A 16,004-nucleotide genomic window follows, 5' to 3' on the forward strand; every position below is an offset into this window, starting at 1 on the left:
CAATCAGCGATATTGCTGTCCAGGTCAGAGGTTGAGGGTTGAGCGGAGTCGAAACCCGTCTGCGAAATAATTGTGTCCACCTACTTAGACTCAGCTGGGGCGCTGTGGGCTGGTTGTGGGTGCGCGGGGGTGAGAAGGCTGACTCGGCAAATGTGGACGGAGCCGGACATCAAAATGATTTGTATGAGCCGTGGGTTTATGGGGGCTGTGTAGCCGATGGGCATGGGTGGATGAAGGCTGGTCATTAGGGCAGAACCGTCACGATTACTCGGCTGTACCGGGTCAATGCGGGCTCCCCCTGATCCTTGACCTCAAGCACTACATGCAAGGTTTTGGGCTCCTCTACCGCAGGGGCAGTCAAGCTCGCTTGTGGGCGGTTAGCATTTTGTAGGGCAACGGAGTCGGCGTAACTACCAACTTCTGAATAAAGCCACCAACGATAGGTCAAATTGTCTCCATCTGGGTCGCTGGTCGCGGTGGCATCCAACTGCACCACCTCACCGCTGCGTACCGTGCGATCGGTCGCTCCGGCAATGACCGGTGCTGGAGGATGGTTCACCTCTGAATAGTCACCCACTGACCAGTCCATCCGGGCGGCAAAGTCGTTTTGGATGGCCGGCAGCCAGCGCCAGAGCGGCTTCAACGAATCGCCGTCATCCTGGGCGTCGCGCCAAAAGTGAGGCTGCTCTGGCGCTGAGGGTATGAATCGACCACCCCAGCCCCCATAGGCGAGATTTTCAGTGCTACGTAACCCCGTATCAATGAGATGAAAAAAGGCCGGAGAATCGCCCTCACTAAAGTAGTCCTGAGGATACGCCGCCCCTAGGGGGCCGTGTCCTGTTTTGACGTTTTTGCGCATCCACTCGGGGCTAAACATCGGGTCGTCAGAGTACGGATGTCCCTGATGGCTGTAGTTGATAGCTGTGAACTGATAGTTCAGGACTAGCGGTACGTCAGGAAATTCGTCCCGGATCCACCAGATTGTTTCGTCCTGATCGGAAATGGCGTAGATGCGAGCTTTCGCGATCGCTTGCTCCAACTCGGTGGCACTGTAAGATTCCCGCAGTCGCCAGAACGCCTGCGCGATCGTATTGGTGCCGCCCCAGGCTTGGAGCCATACGGGGCGGGGGTCGTCATCTAAAAGGACGTCGATGATGTGCTGCGAGCCCGGCGTGTCATTCTCTGGGCCGACCTCGTGCAGTTTCTGCCGATCCTCGTTACCCAGCATAACGATCGCTTGGAGGTCGGCTGCTTCTGGGTACCGTGGATCGTGCTGCAACAAGTTGGGGCGGACTTGAGCATATCGGTTAATTAAGTCTGTGATCCAGCCCGTGCCGTGGCCATCTTGCTGCCACACTGAGTTGGTGGCAATGATGCCCTCCACGTCGAAGTCCGTCGTGTAGAGCAGAAAACGCACAAACGAACTGCGGTCATCGACTTCGCCGTCTGTGGTGACAATCGTTCTAGGTTTCATATCAGGTGCTGGCGATCGCGGGGGGGAGTCATGCTGAGCAATCGCACTACAGCTTGTACCCATGACGCCCAAGCAGAACACGGGAATCACCACCAGCGAGTTTAACCAACGCCGACGGTGCGTGCCCACTCTGCGGTGAGCAATCAGGCCAAACGATAAACGGTCCCGATGGCTTGAGCGACTTAACATGACAGTACTTCCATCGCAGGGCGACTAGCTCACTACAGACCCCAATGCTAACCCGACGGTATCGGCCTCTGCCGCCCCGGTTGCTTGGCTGGCTCTGACGAGTTGCAGCCAATGGCTGAGGGCCACCTCTCAACTGTGAGTGGGGTTTGGGTAGCCGTTCAGCATTAAGGGATCGGCGGGAAAATAACATCCCGGTAACGGCAGTACTTGGGTGGCTGGCTGGCTGGGTCAGTTGCGGGTCTGGAGTCGGTACTTTAATTGCCCGCGCATCCCTAAAAACACTAACGCTGACCCAGAGACCGTCCCAATACTCATCCAGGCAGCCATTCAGCTACTCAGCTACCTATCCACTGACCTTAACCGGGCGGTTATTGGTTCACCGAGCCTTTAGCTGGGGCGCTGTTGGCTGGTCTCGAGTTGCGATCGCAACATTTCCCAATCGGTGGCAGGCGCTTTGCAGTAGAGTCCCTCGCATACCATGCCGACCGCATTAGCGGGCAAGTCAGCATCCGCCAGAAAAACTGCAGTTGGGGTGTATTGGGCAACGAGAGCGGCAATTTTAGCCGCCGACGTTCTGACTAATGTGGCGTGCCGGAACCAGTCCAGGGCGGTGAATAGGGAGGGGCAAGCGCGGGGAATCTGAGCCATCACTGCGCCAAAGGCATGCAGGCTTTTTTCAGCGCGATCCAGATAGGTGAGATTGCCCGTCAACAGGGACAGCTGCACCAAATTGGCGATCGCGATGCCATTAGCAGCGGGCACTGCACTGTCTTGGTAAGTCCGTTCGCGCACCAGCAGCGAGTCGCTAGCATCGGTCGCGGTGTTGTAATAGCCCGCCAAGTCATCACTCCACAGCCAATTATCGAATTCAGTTTGGACGGCGATCGCTTTTTGTGACCAGTCCACCGGTGGGGCCGCATCGGGCCACTGCCAGGCGGCTTGATGCAGATCCAGCAGCGCTTTGATGAATAGGGCATAATCTTCGGACTGGGCCAGTACGGAGGGTTCTCCCTCATAGTTGAGGCGGTGTAGGCGACCGGCGACCCACTGATTTTGCAGGATGAAGTTGGCGGCCTGAGTGGCCATATCGTAGGCGATGCGATCTCCCCACACGGCAGCCACCCGCGCCAACCCCGAAATCATCAGACTGTTCCAGGCGACAATCATTTTGGTATCGGTGACGGCGGGAATACGCCCGGCCCAAGGCTGGGTTTTGGCAGCCTGATTGTCGCGCGCTGGGGGAAAAGTGGTCAGCGTGGCGCTCGATTTGCCATAGCGGCTCTGGAACAGAGTTGCCAACGCCGCCTCAGTCGGCTTTAAGAGAGGCCCTGGTTGCCGCCGTTGCAGCACATTGTTGCCTTCACAGTTGCCGGCCAAGCTCATCGTAAAGTCTTCGCCCAGGGCATTGAGTTCGTCTGCCGGCAGGGTCTGCCGCAGTGCCGCGTAAGACCAGACGTAGAATGCGCCTTCTTCCGGTTCGGCATCCTCGGGAGTGACAAAGCTGTCGGCATCTTGGGCGGCGTAAAAGTACCCTGCCGGACTGGTCATTTCTCGCTGAAGCCAGGTTTTGGTCAGAGCGATCGCCCGCTCAAACGCCGGTTCGTGCAGGCCCAAACTCCACAACTCCGCCAGATATTCCACAATCTGCCCGTTGTCGTACAGCATTTTTTCAAAGTGGGGCACCGTCCATGTTGGATCCACGGTGTAGCGATGAAAGCCCCCGCCCACATGGTCAAAGATACCGCCCAAGGCCAAATCCAGTCCCCGCTGTTGACACACCTCTAAGGTGTCGGGCTGGGTTTCGCCCACCATGTTGAATCGTCCCCCCCGCAGGGCCGCCAGGGCATAGGGCATCATCGGAAAGCGCGTGCCGTTATCTGTGGGTATGAGGACCTGGGCACACAGCCCCACTCCCCGTTCAAACATCTCCTGACTTAAATCATCACCAGCAGGGAGGGCCGCGGACTGCTGTAGATTTTTGAGGATTTCCGCTTTCACCGCCGCTAGCTTTTCTTGATCGGTATCGAAATACTGCCGGAGCGCGTGCAGCACTTGCAAAAATCCGGGGCGGCCATATTTCGACTCTGGGGGAAAATAGGTGCCTCCGTAAAATGGCACCAGATCATCCGGCGACAGAAAAATGTTGAGCGGCCAGCCCCCCTGCCCCACCATCATTTGCAGTGCCTGCATGTAGATGCTGTCAATGTCGGGCCGTTCTTCACGATCGACTTTAATGGGCAAAAAATTCTCGTTCAGATAAGCCGCGATCGTGGCATTCGAAAACGCCTCTCCCTCCATCACCGTGCACCAGTGACAACTGGAGTACCCAATCGACAGAAAAATCGGCTTGCCTTCGCGGCGAGCGGTGGCTAACGCTTCCTCGCACCAGGGCCACCAATCCACCGGATTGTCGGCATGTTTGCGCAGATAGAGGCTCTGAGCATTGGCTAAACGGTTAGACATGGCAAGGAGTCGGGACGCATCCCTCACAATCTAGCGTCTAAACACAGCCGTCGGGCCAGGTCACAGCAGGAAATTGGCCAGCGCGATATTGCACCACCTTGCCCTCGGCGTCGGTTTCAAACACCAGCCGGAAGAGCGACAATTCTGGATCCTGGGGCGTCAAGGTCAGAAATTCGCCCTTGGTGTAAGGGTTTGGGATGGCCTCGATCTGGCCTGGATAGAACGTGGCAATCTCTTCCGTGGTTGAGCCGATTTTGGCACCGCTCACGGTGGCCAGCGAGCTGCCCGGCCAGACATCGACCCGAATCACGCGATTATCCACCACCATAAATCCCAGGGCTTGGGACACCGCATCGGGCTGGTAGTAAGCACAATCGCCGCCAAGGTTACTGCCGATTGGAACCAGAGGCAGCCCCAGGGCATCGGTGGCTTCTTCGAGGGTCATGCCAATTTGAATGGGGCCAATGCCCGTCAAGCGGACCTCGGCATCGGCAAAAACTGATTCTTCGACTAAAATTTCAGGGTTGCTGGCGGCGATCGCTCGCTCCATCAGAGGCAGGTACAGTAATGACTTAGCAACCGATCTAAGCGGCTGTAAAGCGTTGGCCAGCGTCGATTGATTAGCCTGGTTGGGGGCGAGGGCGGACTTGGTTGAAGTGGGAATTGCGGGCGCAGTGGCACTGGAATGGTGAGTCATGATGGCACCAATGCCGACCAAACTTAAGAGTGCCGCCGCACCAACTAAAGAAACTTTGCTCATAGGGCTTTCGACACAACTCGCAATTTACATCTAGAAACAGGGAACATTAGATCCTTTTAACCGATCAACCCCACTTTTGTCAGTCAGATACCAACATTTTTCCGTACCAATACCGAGGAATCCAAACCGATGGTGATTCGAGCTCAGTCTGCCAAGCTGGTAACTCAATTGACTCAATCCGAGGGCCATCCTCATCTCTCACTGGCGCTGTCCCTAGAGTCAAGCGGCTAGGCAAAGTTTGCCGAGTAGTCAAATCTGCACAGCGGTCAAAGTCGTTGCAATGTCAGTGTTGCGGTTCTCAAATTGATGGCCAAAAATATTGAGCTGTCCCTTTCTGTCCCTTTCAATTTCAGGATTTAGACGTGCGTCCTTTTCCTATATTACCTTCCCCCCTCATGGCTCGCCGCCGCCGTCAGCGCCGCCCTGGTTGGCTGCCCTTTTTAGTCGTCTTAGGTCCTTTTGTGGGGGCGGCGGGATGGTTGGTCACCACGGGGTGGCCTGTCAGCAGCAACTTGGGTTTGATCAGTGAGGCCGAACTGCCGCCTCTCGCGGCTGATCAGCAGGAGCCTCTAGGGGAGACATCCCCGGAGCCCTTGGTCGTTCCCGAGCCTGCAGTTCCTGATAACAGCCATGAGGGACGGCTAGCACCAGAGCGATCTCCCCTCATGTTTGCCGATGTGCCTGAGGACTACTGGGCCAAGCCCTATATCGACGCCCTGACCGCTCGCGGGGTGCTCAATGGTCTCCCTGACGGCACCTTTGCCCCAAATCGGCAGCTGAGTCGGGCGGAGCTAGCCACGCAAGTCGCGAATGCCTTCGATGTGCCGACTACCGACATCGATCAAGCGTTTGGGGATCTCTCCCCCGATTACTGGGCCGCTGAACCGATCGCCCAAGCCGTCCAAATGGGATTCATGAAGGGCTACCCCGGCGACGAGTTTCGCCCCGATGAGTTGGTATCGCGCCTCCAGGTATTGGTGACCCTCGCTACTGGGCTGTCGCTGCCCGCCCCGGCGGAGTCGCAGCCGCAATTGCAGCAATATCAAGATTGGGAAACGGTGCCGGATTGGGCGCGATCGCAGGTCGGAGCCGCGATCCAGGCTGGCATCATCCGTCCGCAACCAGGCGCGGAAAATCGGTTGCGCCCCCAAGACATTGCCACGCGGGCCGAAGTCGCCACGCTGGTTTACGCCGCGCTAGCTTACATGGGCGATGTGACCGCCACGCCTGAGTGACCCTAAACTGCTGCAATTCAATGCTGCAGCCATTAATTGCGGCTCCATGATGTCTGCTGCAAGCAACAATAACGCCAGTGAGCAGCCCGCAAACCGAGGCCACAATTGCCAGTCAGCCGCAGTTCAGCTGCCTCGTCAAGGTCGGTTTTGATCAAAAACACCCACCAGTCCACTCTTTGAGGAACTGGTGGGTGTCGTATAAGGGCTAAGTTTGGCCGGCGTGGGCTAGCTAGTGAAACCGGGAAGGCTCACACCTTCGGTAAAGCTGGGCAAATCGAGCTGCTGCGATCGCCGAGTACGCACCGCCAAGCGATAGCTCACACTCTGCAATTCGGCCTGCAAGCGGCGATTTTCGCCCTGCAGCTGCTTAATTTTGTCGCGCACCGTCACCATGCGCTCGTCAAATTTCTGGCGATACACCTTGGGCAGCTCTTGCACGACTTGCTCTAGCATGCGGGTGCGATCGGTGAGTTCTTGCACGGTTTGGCGCAGCTGCACGGTCTCAGTGCTGCGTTCTTCAAGCTGACCTTGGTAATAGGTGACTTGCTTTTCAACACTTTGCAACTGCTCTCGCAGTGCCTTGACCTCGGCTTGCTGCTGCTCCGAAGCCTCGGTCGTGGCAGGCACCACCCCCGCATTGCCCTTCACCAGGCGAAACAGCTCGCGCGATAGTTGCTGCACCAGCTCATCACGCATTTGCAATTCTTCGCGCAGGCGCGTCACCTCCGCTTGCTGTGCGGCATATGCCGAATTGGAGTTTTGAACTTGCGTCACACCACTAACCCTTATTCCCAACAACGTTTAGAAGACTGTACTCGCGAGCTGCGCACCTGATGATCTTTTACGCATGAATCTGACTAGGTCTGCATTCACGTGGCGGTTGCCACAACGCTACAGTTGCCGAACACCCACAGAACCAGCCCATAACAGACCAATTTGCCGATACTTTAACACCCCATTCTAGAAATGCAACCACTTTATACAAATCATTGCGGAAAAATCGGGTATAGCCAGGGCTAGCCACGGCGGGATGTGAGTGCCAGGGCGACGTTCGGATGTGGCGTGTTTTGGGACTTGATTGAGTCGTCATTGCCATTAAGGCTAAAAATCCTCCCATACAGCACAATGCCGCTTAGCGACGGCTAAGCGGCATTACTATGGAGTGTTAGCAGACTACCGCTGAGGGGGTTCCAGTTATCGCAGAAAGCTGGTTACCATCCACAGGACGATCATGCTGATAATGGCGGCGACTCGCTGGGTAACGAGGTCAGGGCTAGCGCCGGACATCGCCGCCGCCTGCGGCCCCAACGCTTGACCAATCAAAATACCGAGCGTCAAGCCCACAACTAGACCCACAACGGTCAAGAGCAGCGATCGCCAAAAGCGGTATTCCTTGCGGTTGATGAAATAAATGGAAACACCCACGCCAAGTGCTAATGCGAGCGAAGGGCCAGCCAAACTCACCACGGCTAAAATACCGAAAATTCCTGCTGGCACCAGAACGTCATTGCGATCGGGCGTGTCCAAGAAATTTTCTAGCCAAGCAGGCCGCTCAACACTGGGCGTAGCAGACTGCGTTGCCGGCTTCTCAGGCGAGGCTTCCGCAAATCGAATCCGATCTGGAACTTTGATTTTGCCCTCCTGACGGAGTCGCAGCCGTTCCATCAAAATGGCATCATAGGCCGCTTCAATGGCTTCCTTCTGCTTGCGATCGTCCTCACAGTCGGCAATCAGGCGCTCCTTAGCCTCTTGAATTTCCTCAAAGGAAGAATTTTCATCCAGCCCGAGCGTATCGTAGTAGTTTTGGTCACTCATCGACATCTCTATTGGGTAGCCCAGTGCATCTATATCACTCAACAGCGCGACATTGCCGCCCCTCAGCAAAGCTGAAGTAGATAAACTCTATCACCATCAATGTTGTCAGCTTTCTATATATACTAAGCCCACTCTACGGAATCTTGTGAGACAGGATGAAGAAGTTTAGAGGGAGTTGGGTACTCTTCATAAGGAGTCAACCGAGTTAGCATCCAATCTGACTCAGCTTTATCAATACTTTACAAGAGGTACTGAGACGCTGGAGCAAGATGGCATATTAACGGCTTGACTTGCTGGTGTTCCCTGACAAAAGTGTTTCTGAAGAAACGTTACCGCCGGCTCTTGATCACCAAATTATGAGTCAGCTCGATCTAAGGTTAGGCAATTCTCCCCTTGTGTTGTTTTGGTAAGACATTTGCACCATGGCCACTGCCAAGATTCTTGTTGTTGATGATGACCCCGCTGTTCGTAATCTGGTCTATCGCTTTCTGTCAAAGCAGGACTATGAAGTTGAATCTGCCGAAGACGGCAAAAGTGCCTTGGCCAATTTTGAACAACTCAATCCGGACTTAGTCGTCCTAGATGTCAATCTGCCTGACGCCAATGGCTACGACCTCTGCAAAGAAATGCAGGCCCGCACTGGGGTATTCGTACTGATGTTGACCAGTCGCAGTGATGAGGCAGATAAAATCCGGGGCTTTACGGAGGGGGCCGATGATTACCTCACTAAACCGTTTAGTCTGGGCGAGTTGGAGGTGCGCGTGGGGGCCATTCTCAAGCGACAGCGACCCGTCACGACCGCTGAACAGCAGTGCCTCAGTTTCAGCAGTTTGGAAATTGATCCCGTGCGACGGGAGGTGACTCTGTCGCAGGAAATCGTCCCGCTCACGGCATTGGAATTTGACCTGCTACATTTTCTGGCGAGCCATCCGGGGCGGGTTTGGCGACGCGCTGAACTGATTCAAAAAGTCTGGGATTACGAGTATGTGGGCGACCAACGGGTGGTCGATGTTCATATTGGTCAAATTCGCAAAAAAATTGAACTCGACACCACTCAGCCCGCCATGATTCAGACGGTGCGGGGCGTCGGCTATAAGTTTGAGCCACCGGCCAACGCCGTCGTCCCCTCTTGATCGGGCGGGCTCAGCACCAGGCTTGAGTCACTCGGGCGAGCTGTTCGTGCTCGTCAGCGGACATTGACCAGCCGAGCGCTCCGGCATTTTGGGTCGCTTGGCTGGCGTTCTTAGCACCGGGAATGGGGATGACATTGCCGATACAGATAAGCCAGTTCAAGGCGACTTGGGCAGGAGTTTTGTCGTGGGCGGTGGCGATCGCTCGCAGCGTTTGCAGCACCAACTCGATCTTGGTCAATCCGGCCTGGCTAAAGCGGGGGTTCAATTGCCTTGCCCCTTCCGGTTTCGACGATTCACTGGCGGCGTATTTGCCCGTTAGCAAGCCCTGCGCCAGCGGACTGTAGGCCAGAATTTTGACATCGAGTTGACGGGCCATATCCAGCACCCCATTGGTTTCGAGCTTGCGGTGCAGCAGGGAATATTGCACCTGATTCACGGCGAGGGGGATGCCGCGATCAGCTAGGTAGCCGTGGGCCTCGTGCATTTGCTTGGCCGAGTAGTTGCTGACGCCCACGGCTTTGACCCGCCCCTGTTTGACTTCGTTGGCTAACGCATTCATTAGATCTTTTTGCCCCAGAAAAAAGTCGAGGGGCCAGTGCACCTGATACAGCTCAACGCCGTCGAGCTGCAGGCGATCAAGGCTGGCCGTCAGGGTATCAGCGACGGCTTGGGGTGACCACCGCCAGGGCAGAGGAAAATATTTGGTGGCGATGGTCACCGGTTGATCCACTTGTTGCAGAAAGCGGCCAATCAATCGCTCAGATTCCCCTAGACCATAGACTTCGGCAGTATCAAAAAAGTTAACTCCAGCGGCGACTGAAGCCTGGAACGCCGCGAGTAAATCGGCTTCGGTGTAGTCTTTGCCATAGCTCCAAAAGAAGGCGTCGCCCCAGGCCCAGGTGCCGACACCAAGCGCTGGAATGGTGGGGCCGTCAGGGGTGAGCGAGATCGCTTGCGTGTCAGTTTGAAAGGGTAAAGTCATGGCGGCAGGTGGTAGAGCAACGATCAGGATTAGCCGAGCCAGGGGTGTCAGGGGCGTCAGGGACCAGAAAAAATGGCTGATTCGAGGTCTTGACGGCTGAGGGAATATTTAAAGATGCGTTGCACGTCTTCGCCCGCCAATGGGGTATTGAGGTATCGCACCATAATCGAGTCCACGTCCAAGGCAATATTCGCTTGCCAATCGGTTTTCTCGACGTGCCACTCATGCAGGGCTTCAGCGTCTTGATGGCATCCTTGCTCTCGCAGCCACTGTTCGATGTCGGGCAAAGGATGGTTGTAGAGAGGCGTATCAGCGCTGGGCATCACCATAAAACACACAAAACCTGTAAAGAAATATTTAGATTATCTTCGGGGATAATTCCATTGGGGGCAAGGGGCTTGGAGTTGCTGCGGAGGGAGCGGCAGCAGGGGACTGGTCGCCGGAAGTTGACGATGGCATCGCTTCAGGGGCTGACCGGATAACGGATTCGGCGGCTGCATCTTCGGGGGTATACAATACCAGCTCACCTTTGCTCCAGCCCACCGTGACGACTAGTAGCAAGCAGCCGACAAAGGTGAGCCCCAAAATAAATAGGGCAAACATTTCGCCCGGAGAGAGCGGGCGATCGTTGGGGTCTAAATAAGCGTTGTCTTTGGGATATTTGCCGCGCTCTGAGGCGGGACGATTGAGATAGGTGGGCACTTGCACGACCGCCACGCGGGAAATGCCAATGCTGTAGTCGTAAGCGGTGCGTTTTTCTGGATTACTCAGAGTGGCGTAGGCGTTGTTGAGATATTTGAACTTTTCCGTCGCGATCGCGGGGGGCAAGGTGGTGGTATCGGGGTGATACAGCTTGCTCAGATCCCGGTAGGCGCGACGAATTTCTTGGGGTGAGGCCGTGGGCTTCACGTTCAGCAGGGTGTAATGGTTGGGGGCGGTCATCCTTTCAGCACTCCGCCAATTCGTACGACGGCTCGTCTCGGGTGAGGCGAATTTGCGCCAGCGTAAACACGGCGGGAATGATGCGGCTGTGGTTGGTGGCGATCGCCCGCCATCCTAAATCGGCAAAGAACCAAGCCCACATGGCTGGCCCCAGCACCGCAAAAACGCTCCGGGTCGCCGTGTAGCGAGCCGCATTCACCGCCATGCCGCGAGAGGCCATGACTACGGCCACACGGCCCTGTAACTGGCCCGCTATCGTTAATCCGCCTCGGGCTAGCGTTTGCTGAGCGAGCTGCTGACGCGCCACTTGCATGGCAAACTGCCGGGCAATTTGCTGTAGGAGCCAGGGCCGAATGACCGCACTGACTGCGATCGCGCTTCCCCCTTTCATCACCAGCCCCAGGGGATTGCGCTGTAGGGCAATCGGCAACTGACGGAAATTTTCATGATCCACCACTGCCGCCTGAACTTGCCGTTGCAACAGGCGGCGATCGCGCTGCGGTAACCGCTGCCAAGCTTTTTCCATCACATGCAAAAACACTTCCGCTTCTAAATCGGTGGTGGGCAGCGTGTCGGCATAGGGCAGGCGTAAATGTTGGCAAACCTGGATCAGCGCTTGGCGATAAGAAACGCGACAACTGCCCCCCCGCATCACCGTGACGCCATCGGCGGCCAAATAGCGAAACCGCGCCTCCAACTGATCGAGCCATTGGCGGCGACTGCCCCGCTGCAAATCAAGCGGATCCGGATTGCACAGATAATCTAAGGGGTTCAATTTGGGACGAAACAGCAGTTCCGTCAGCGCTTGTAGCTCGTCTTCGGTCGCTAACTCTAGGGCCGTACGCAGTTCATCCACGGCAAGATACTCAATCTAGGCCAATCATTTATCCTATTTTAAGCATCTGAAAGAAAGCCGCGCAAAAGGGATTGGTAAAGCTGGGCGGCGGTGTTGACCTAATTGGCCGGGGGCGCGTTGGGGGCCAGTGGATTGCCGATGACATAAGCCACAGGGCAGCAGTCGAGACTAGGGTCTGGATGATGGATGCGGTGGGGGTTCGGGGCGACAGGCAGAATTGGGCGAAGCAACATGACGATCCAGGATGTAATCGTAGTCGGGGCGGGCTTAGCGGGCTTAGTCTGCGCCCAGCGCTTGCAACAAGCGGGCCACCAAGTGTGCCTGCTAGAAAAATCGCGGGGGTTGGGCGGGCGGTTGGCGACGCGCCGCATCGATGGGGTGCCCCTAGATCATGGCGCGCGCTATCTGGCCAATCACGGCGATCGCCTGCAACAGCTCATTGACCACTGGGGGCGTCAGGGGATTCTGGCTCCTTGGCAGCCTCAGACTTTTGAGCTGCAAGCGGATGGCAGTTTACAAGCCCAGGCGACTCCCCAGCCCTACTGGGTGGCTCCCGCAGGCATGAATACGATTGGCAAACATTTGGCCCAGGGGTTAACCATTCATCGCCAGCAGCGATTAATTAGCCTGACCCTGACAGCGCAGAAAACCTGGCAACTCACTGCCGAACTCGCGACTGATCAATCATTGGTAGAGCATCAAGCCCGAGCGGTGGTGTTGGCGCTGCCCGCTCCCCAAATCCTGCCGATTTTGGCCCCCCTCGAAGCGATCGCGGCCATCCAACCCCTACGACAAGCCTTAGCCACCGTCACCTATGCGCCCGTGATCACCGTCATGGCGCAATATGCTCACCCCAGGTCGCAAGCTAGCGATCCCCTGCCGTGTGCCCCGCCCGACCCGTGGATGGTCGAGGGGCATCCCGATACCTCGCTGTTTTGGGCAGGGCTAGATAGCAGTAAGCGCCCTCCTACTGAGCAGTCTGATCTCAAGGTCGTGATGCACAGCAGCGCGGCGTTTGCGCGCGATTGGTTCGACCTGCCCGATTTGCCGTCCACTGGCCGCGCGTTACTGGGACAAGCCAGCACATGCATTGCGGCCTGGCTCCGCGAACCACAAGCTTGGCAGGTGCATCGCTGGCGCTATGGCTTAGTCGAAACGTCCTGTCTGGAAGCTTTACTCACAACCTCGCAACCGCTGCCTCTGGCCGCCTGTGGTGATTGGTGTGGGTCTGCCAATTTAGATACCGCTCTGGAGTCTGGCTGGGCCGCCGCCGCCGCGATTCACACTGCGCTGGGGGGCAAGGCCCTGCCGTCTTTTCCTGCCGGACTGCTGGATCTGGATGCCGCCAGTCATTGAAACGACATTCTGAGCACCGCCCAAGATGCGGCAAGGCATTGAGAGGTTGAGAGTGGGCGTCTAGCCTGCGGGCGGACATCCTGGTACTCAGCGCAGTGATTCTCTCAATCTCTGGGCAGGCGTGAGGCTTGTATCACAATGGCGATTGGGTCATCGGACTGGAAGGATGCGCGACGCTTGAGCTTAAATGAAAGCACTGCTCGATGCTGTCTGCCTAAAGTTGCCGTCAGCGATCGCTAGCATTCCCCCGACGGTTTGGATCTGCATGGTGCGACTACAAACTAGCCCCAACGATGCGGACGATAGCGCGATCGCCCTCACGGCTGAACAAGCGGACGCGCTGGATGCCTTGCAGGAATTCGTGCAGAGCACCGAAAAGCTGTATCTGCTAACGGGCTATGCGGGCACGGGCAAAACGACCCTGCTCCAAATTTTTATCGCGGGTCTGCGCGAGCAAGGAGACGATCGCAAAATCGTGCTGTCGGCCTTTAGCAACAAAGCTACCAAAGTGCTCGCCAACATGGCCGACGACTGGCAACTGCAAGTGGATGCCATGACCTGTTGCACCCTACTGGGCCTGCGTCCGGTCATTAATGAAGACACGGGAAATCAAGAATTTCAGCCCGATCGCAAGCAGGGTAGCCAGGTCGATCGCTACCGTCTGATCATCGTGGATGAATGCTCGATGGTGAATGAAGAACTGTGGCGCTTACTGGTGAATGCCGTCTCCAATCTCTACGGCAGCACGCAGATTTTGTTCGTCGGTGACCCGGCCCAACTGCCCCCGGTGAATGAGCCGGAATCCGCCTGTTTTCGTGAAATTCTCAACAAGTCAGAGTTAACTGAGGTGGTCCGTTACGGGGGGGCGATCGGCGTCATTGCGGAAGACATTCGCCGCAATTTAGAACGCGATTGCTGGCCCCGCTTTCAAACCGATGTGAACCGCGATCGCACCGAAGGGTGTTTTGTGCTGCCGCGATCGGTCTGGGAACAGCTGATGCTCAAAGCCTTCACCAGTGATGCGTATCGGTTCAATCCGGATCAGGTGCGGGCATTGGCCTACACCAACCGCCGCGTTGCTCAACTGAACACCAAAATCCGCCAGGCCATTTATGGCTCCACCGCCCTCCGGTTTGTGCCGGGAGAGCGCCTGATTGCCAGCAATCCCTGCATCGACGAGGAATCGATCATTTTGCCGACTTCCGCCGAGTGCGAGGTGATGGAAGCCCGCCGCACCCGCGATGGCGAATGGCCCATCTGGTTACTGTCGGTGGAAACGGACGAGGGCCAGTTTCGCAAACTGCGGGTGCTGCACGAATCGGGGGCCAGTGAGCTGAAGCTGAAACTCGATGATCTGGCCCGCAACAAAAACTGGATGGCGTTTTGGGATCTGAAACAATACTTTCACGATGTCGATTACGCCTATAGCCTCACCATCCACAAAAGCCAGGGTTCGACCTTTCAAGATGTGTTTGTCGATGTGCCCTCAATGCTCGCCAACCGCAACGTCATCGAACGCAACCAACTCTGCTACGTCGCCCTCACCCGCGCCGCCAAACGCTTGTTTGTCTATCAATAATTCACGCAGGCAGACAGCCGGCGGAACCTGCGACAATAGCGATCGCGGAATCAGCGAAATCCAATGTTTCTATTCTTGTCGAAGTTGTTGCCGTTGCTGGTGTATCCCCTTGGTTTGGCCAGTGTGCTGATGGTCGTAACGGTATGGGCCATCTGGCGCAAACGTCAGCGACTGGCGCTGGCAACCACGATCGCGGCTTTCCTGATTCTCTGGGTGGGCAGCAATGCCTGGGTCGCTACCCGCCTGATGCAGTCTTTGGAATGGCAAAACTTGCCGCCTGACCCGATGCCGACAGCAGACGCGATTGTGGTGTTGGGGGGCTGCACCCGCGCCGCCGATGCCCCGCGCCCCTGGGTAGACGTGACCGAAGCGGGCGATCGCGTGCTGCACGGTGCTGAACTGTATAAAGCGGGGAAAGCCCCCAAACTCATCTTCAGTGGTGGGCGCATTGAGTGGAAGGGCGGTGGCCCCCCGGAGGCCGAGGATATGGCCCAAATTGCGATCGCCATGGGGGTGCCCGAAGCCGATATTATTCAGGAACCGACCTCGCTGAATACCTATCAAAATGCGGTGAACGTTAAGGCGATTTTGCAGCGGGAGGGCATCGAGCGGATTTTGCTGGTGACTTCAGCGACTCACATGCCGCGATCGCTCGCCATCTTTCAAAAGCAGGGTATGGACGCGATCGCCGCCCCGACTGACTTTCAGGTATCAGAGCGGCGCGTGGCCGAAGTCAGCGGCACTCGGCAAGCCGTTTTGCTTAGTCTGCTACCCGATGCCGACAACTTGCAAGATGTGAGTCGCGCCATGAAGGAATACCTGGGCTTGTTGATTTATCGCCTGCGGGGTTGGCTGTAGAGAGATGAGAGGGATCTACAAGGGGACGGTTCCCTGTCGGCTCAACCGAGATACTGAGGCGGAGTTCGAGGGAACCGTCCCCTGACTGTCGGCTTAACCGAGATGCTGAGGCGGAGTTCGAGGGAACCGTCCCCTGACTGTCGGCTCAACCGAGATGCTGAGGCGGAGTCCGCAGGCACCGTCCCCTGACTGTCGGCCCAACTTAGCTTGAGGCCAACCAGACTTTGCGTTCCACCTCCTATCCAGTTAACCGTCCGATAGGTCGCAACGCTTAGGGATCTGCAACTAAAAAAAGTACCCGTTCAATCCGGTTTCGACTTCGCTCAACCTACCAGTATCGAGAGTTGAGCGGAGTCGAAACT

At 56.6% G+C, this 16,004-nt stretch carries 14 protein-coding genes; 5 read left to right on the plus strand and 9 right to left on the minus strand.

From position 1 onward, the window contains the following. Positions 1–244 precede the first annotated feature (244 nt). From JUK32_RS02560 to JUK32_RS02570, 3 genes are all read right to left on the minus strand, one after another. Complete coding sequence (locus tag JUK32_RS02560; protein WP_204137285.1) at positions 245–1,603, minus strand: DUF1593 domain-containing protein; 1,359 nt, start codon at positions 1,601–1,603, stop codon at positions 245–247. A gap of 447 nt (positions 1,604–2,050) precedes the next feature. After that, the gene (locus JUK32_RS02565) at positions 2,051–4,126 is read right to left on the minus strand and encodes a thioredoxin domain-containing protein (protein ID WP_204137286.1); all 2,076 of its coding nucleotides are present in this window, start codon (positions 4,124–4,126) and stop codon (positions 2,051–2,053) included. A gap of 37 nt (positions 4,127–4,163) precedes the next feature. Beyond that, a complete protein-coding gene (locus tag JUK32_RS02570; protein ID WP_204137287.1) occupies positions 4,164–4,886 on the minus strand; it encodes a hypothetical protein in 723 nt (240 codons plus the stop codon). 362 nt (positions 4,887–5,248) lie between these two features. On the opposite strand from JUK32_RS02570, the gene JUK32_RS02575 reads away from it, so the two are divergent. Beyond that, complete coding sequence (locus JUK32_RS02575) at positions 5,249–6,121, plus strand: S-layer homology domain-containing protein (RefSeq protein WP_204137288.1); 873 nt, start codon at positions 5,249–5,251, stop codon at positions 6,119–6,121. A 225-nt stretch (positions 6,122–6,346) separates the two neighbouring features. On the opposite strand, the gene JUK32_RS02580 is transcribed toward JUK32_RS02575, so the two are convergent. After that, positions 6,347–6,895, minus strand: coding sequence for an Npun_F5560 family protein (locus JUK32_RS02580; RefSeq protein WP_204137289.1), 549 nt, complete (start codon positions 6,893–6,895; stop codon positions 6,347–6,349). Between the two features lie 420 nt (positions 6,896–7,315). Further along, complete coding sequence (locus JUK32_RS02585) at positions 7,316–7,936, minus strand: CPP1-like family protein (protein ID WP_204137290.1); 621 nt, start codon at positions 7,934–7,936, stop codon at positions 7,316–7,318. Positions 7,937–8,358: 422 nt separating this feature from the next. Here JUK32_RS02585 and JUK32_RS02590 point away from each other — a divergent pair, with 422 nt between their 5' ends. Continuing rightward, positions 8,359–9,069, plus strand: coding sequence for a response regulator transcription factor (locus JUK32_RS02590; RefSeq protein ID WP_204137291.1), 711 nt, complete (start codon positions 8,359–8,361; stop codon positions 9,067–9,069). A 10-nt stretch (positions 9,070–9,079) separates the two neighbouring features. Here JUK32_RS02590 and JUK32_RS02595 read toward each other — a convergent pair whose 3' ends face one another. Genes JUK32_RS02595 through JUK32_RS02610 form a run of 4 tightly spaced genes read right to left on the minus strand, consistent with a single transcriptional unit; the run spans position 9,080 to position 11,849 of the window. After that, on the minus strand, positions 9,080–10,051 hold the full coding sequence (locus tag JUK32_RS02595; RefSeq protein WP_204137292.1) for an aldo/keto reductase: 972 nt from the start codon (positions 10,049–10,051) through the stop codon (positions 9,080–9,082). Between the two features lie 56 nt (positions 10,052–10,107). After that, entirely contained in the window at positions 10,108–10,380 is a 273-nt protein-coding gene (locus JUK32_RS02600) for a DUF3143 domain-containing protein (RefSeq protein WP_204137293.1), read from the minus strand. Between the two features lie 28 nt (positions 10,381–10,408). After that, positions 10,409–10,993 (minus strand): J domain-containing protein, encoded by a 585-nt coding sequence (locus JUK32_RS02605; protein ID WP_204137294.1) that lies wholly within the window; start codon positions 10,991–10,993, stop codon positions 10,409–10,411. Positions 10,994–10,997: 4 nt separating this feature from the next. Next, on the minus strand, positions 10,998–11,849 hold the full coding sequence (locus JUK32_RS02610) for a YaaW family protein (protein ID WP_204137295.1): 852 nt from the start codon (positions 11,847–11,849) through the stop codon (positions 10,998–11,000). 231 nt (positions 11,850–12,080) lie between these two features. On the opposite strand from JUK32_RS02610, the gene JUK32_RS02615 reads away from it, so the two are divergent. From JUK32_RS02615 to JUK32_RS02625, 3 genes are all read left to right on the plus strand, one after another. Continuing rightward, on the plus strand, positions 12,081–13,205 hold the full coding sequence (locus JUK32_RS02615; protein WP_204137296.1) for an NAD(P)/FAD-dependent oxidoreductase: 1,125 nt from the start codon (positions 12,081–12,083) through the stop codon (positions 13,203–13,205). 187 nt (positions 13,206–13,392) lie between these two features. Then, on the plus strand, positions 13,393–14,784 hold the full coding sequence (locus JUK32_RS02620; protein WP_239112258.1) for an ATP-dependent RecD-like DNA helicase: 1,392 nt from the start codon (positions 13,393–13,395) through the stop codon (positions 14,782–14,784). Positions 14,785–14,847: 63 nt separating this feature from the next. Next, on the plus strand, positions 14,848–15,642 hold the full coding sequence (locus JUK32_RS02625) for a YdcF family protein (RefSeq protein ID WP_204137297.1): 795 nt from the start codon (positions 14,848–14,850) through the stop codon (positions 15,640–15,642). Positions 15,643–16,004: the final 362 nt, after the last annotated feature.

The sequence above is a fragment of the Halomicronema sp. CCY15110 genome (assembly GCF_016888165.1).
Classification (GTDB): domain Bacteria; phylum Cyanobacteriota; class Cyanobacteriia; order Phormidesmidales; family Phormidesmidaceae; genus Halomicronema.

Excerpts from the sequence above, each read along its gene's own strand:
- JUK32_RS02620 (WP_239112258.1), top strand. The coding sequence starts at position 13,393 with ATGAAAGCACTGCTCGATGCTGTCTGCCTAAAGTTGCCGTCAGCGATC.
- JUK32_RS02605 (WP_204137294.1), bottom strand. The coding sequence starts at position 10,993 with ATGACCGCCCCCAACCATTACACCCTGCTGAACGTGAAGCCCACGGCC.
- JUK32_RS02570 (WP_204137287.1), bottom strand. The coding sequence starts at position 4,886 with ATGAGCAAAGTTTCTTTAGTTGGTGCGGCGGCACTCTTAAGTTTGGTC.
- JUK32_RS02595 (WP_204137292.1), bottom strand. The coding sequence starts at position 10,051 with ATGACTTTACCCTTTCAAACTGACACGCAAGCGATCTCGCTCACCCCT.
- JUK32_RS02625 (WP_204137297.1), top strand. The coding sequence starts at position 14,848 with ATGTTTCTATTCTTGTCGAAGTTGTTGCCGTTGCTGGTGTATCCCCTT.
- JUK32_RS02585 (WP_204137290.1), bottom strand. The coding sequence starts at position 7,936 with ATGAGTGACCAAAACTACTACGATACGCTCGGGCTGGATGAAAATTCT.
- JUK32_RS02590 (WP_204137291.1), top strand. The coding sequence starts at position 8,359 with ATGGCCACTGCCAAGATTCTTGTTGTTGATGATGACCCCGCTGTTCGT.
- JUK32_RS02600 (WP_204137293.1), bottom strand. The coding sequence starts at position 10,380 with ATGGTGATGCCCAGCGCTGATACGCCTCTCTACAACCATCCTTTGCCC.
- JUK32_RS02565 (WP_204137286.1), bottom strand. The coding sequence starts at position 4,126 with ATGTCTAACCGTTTAGCCAATGCTCAGAGCCTCTATCTGCGCAAACAT.
- JUK32_RS02615 (WP_204137296.1), top strand. The coding sequence starts at position 12,081 with ATGACGATCCAGGATGTAATCGTAGTCGGGGCGGGCTTAGCGGGCTTA.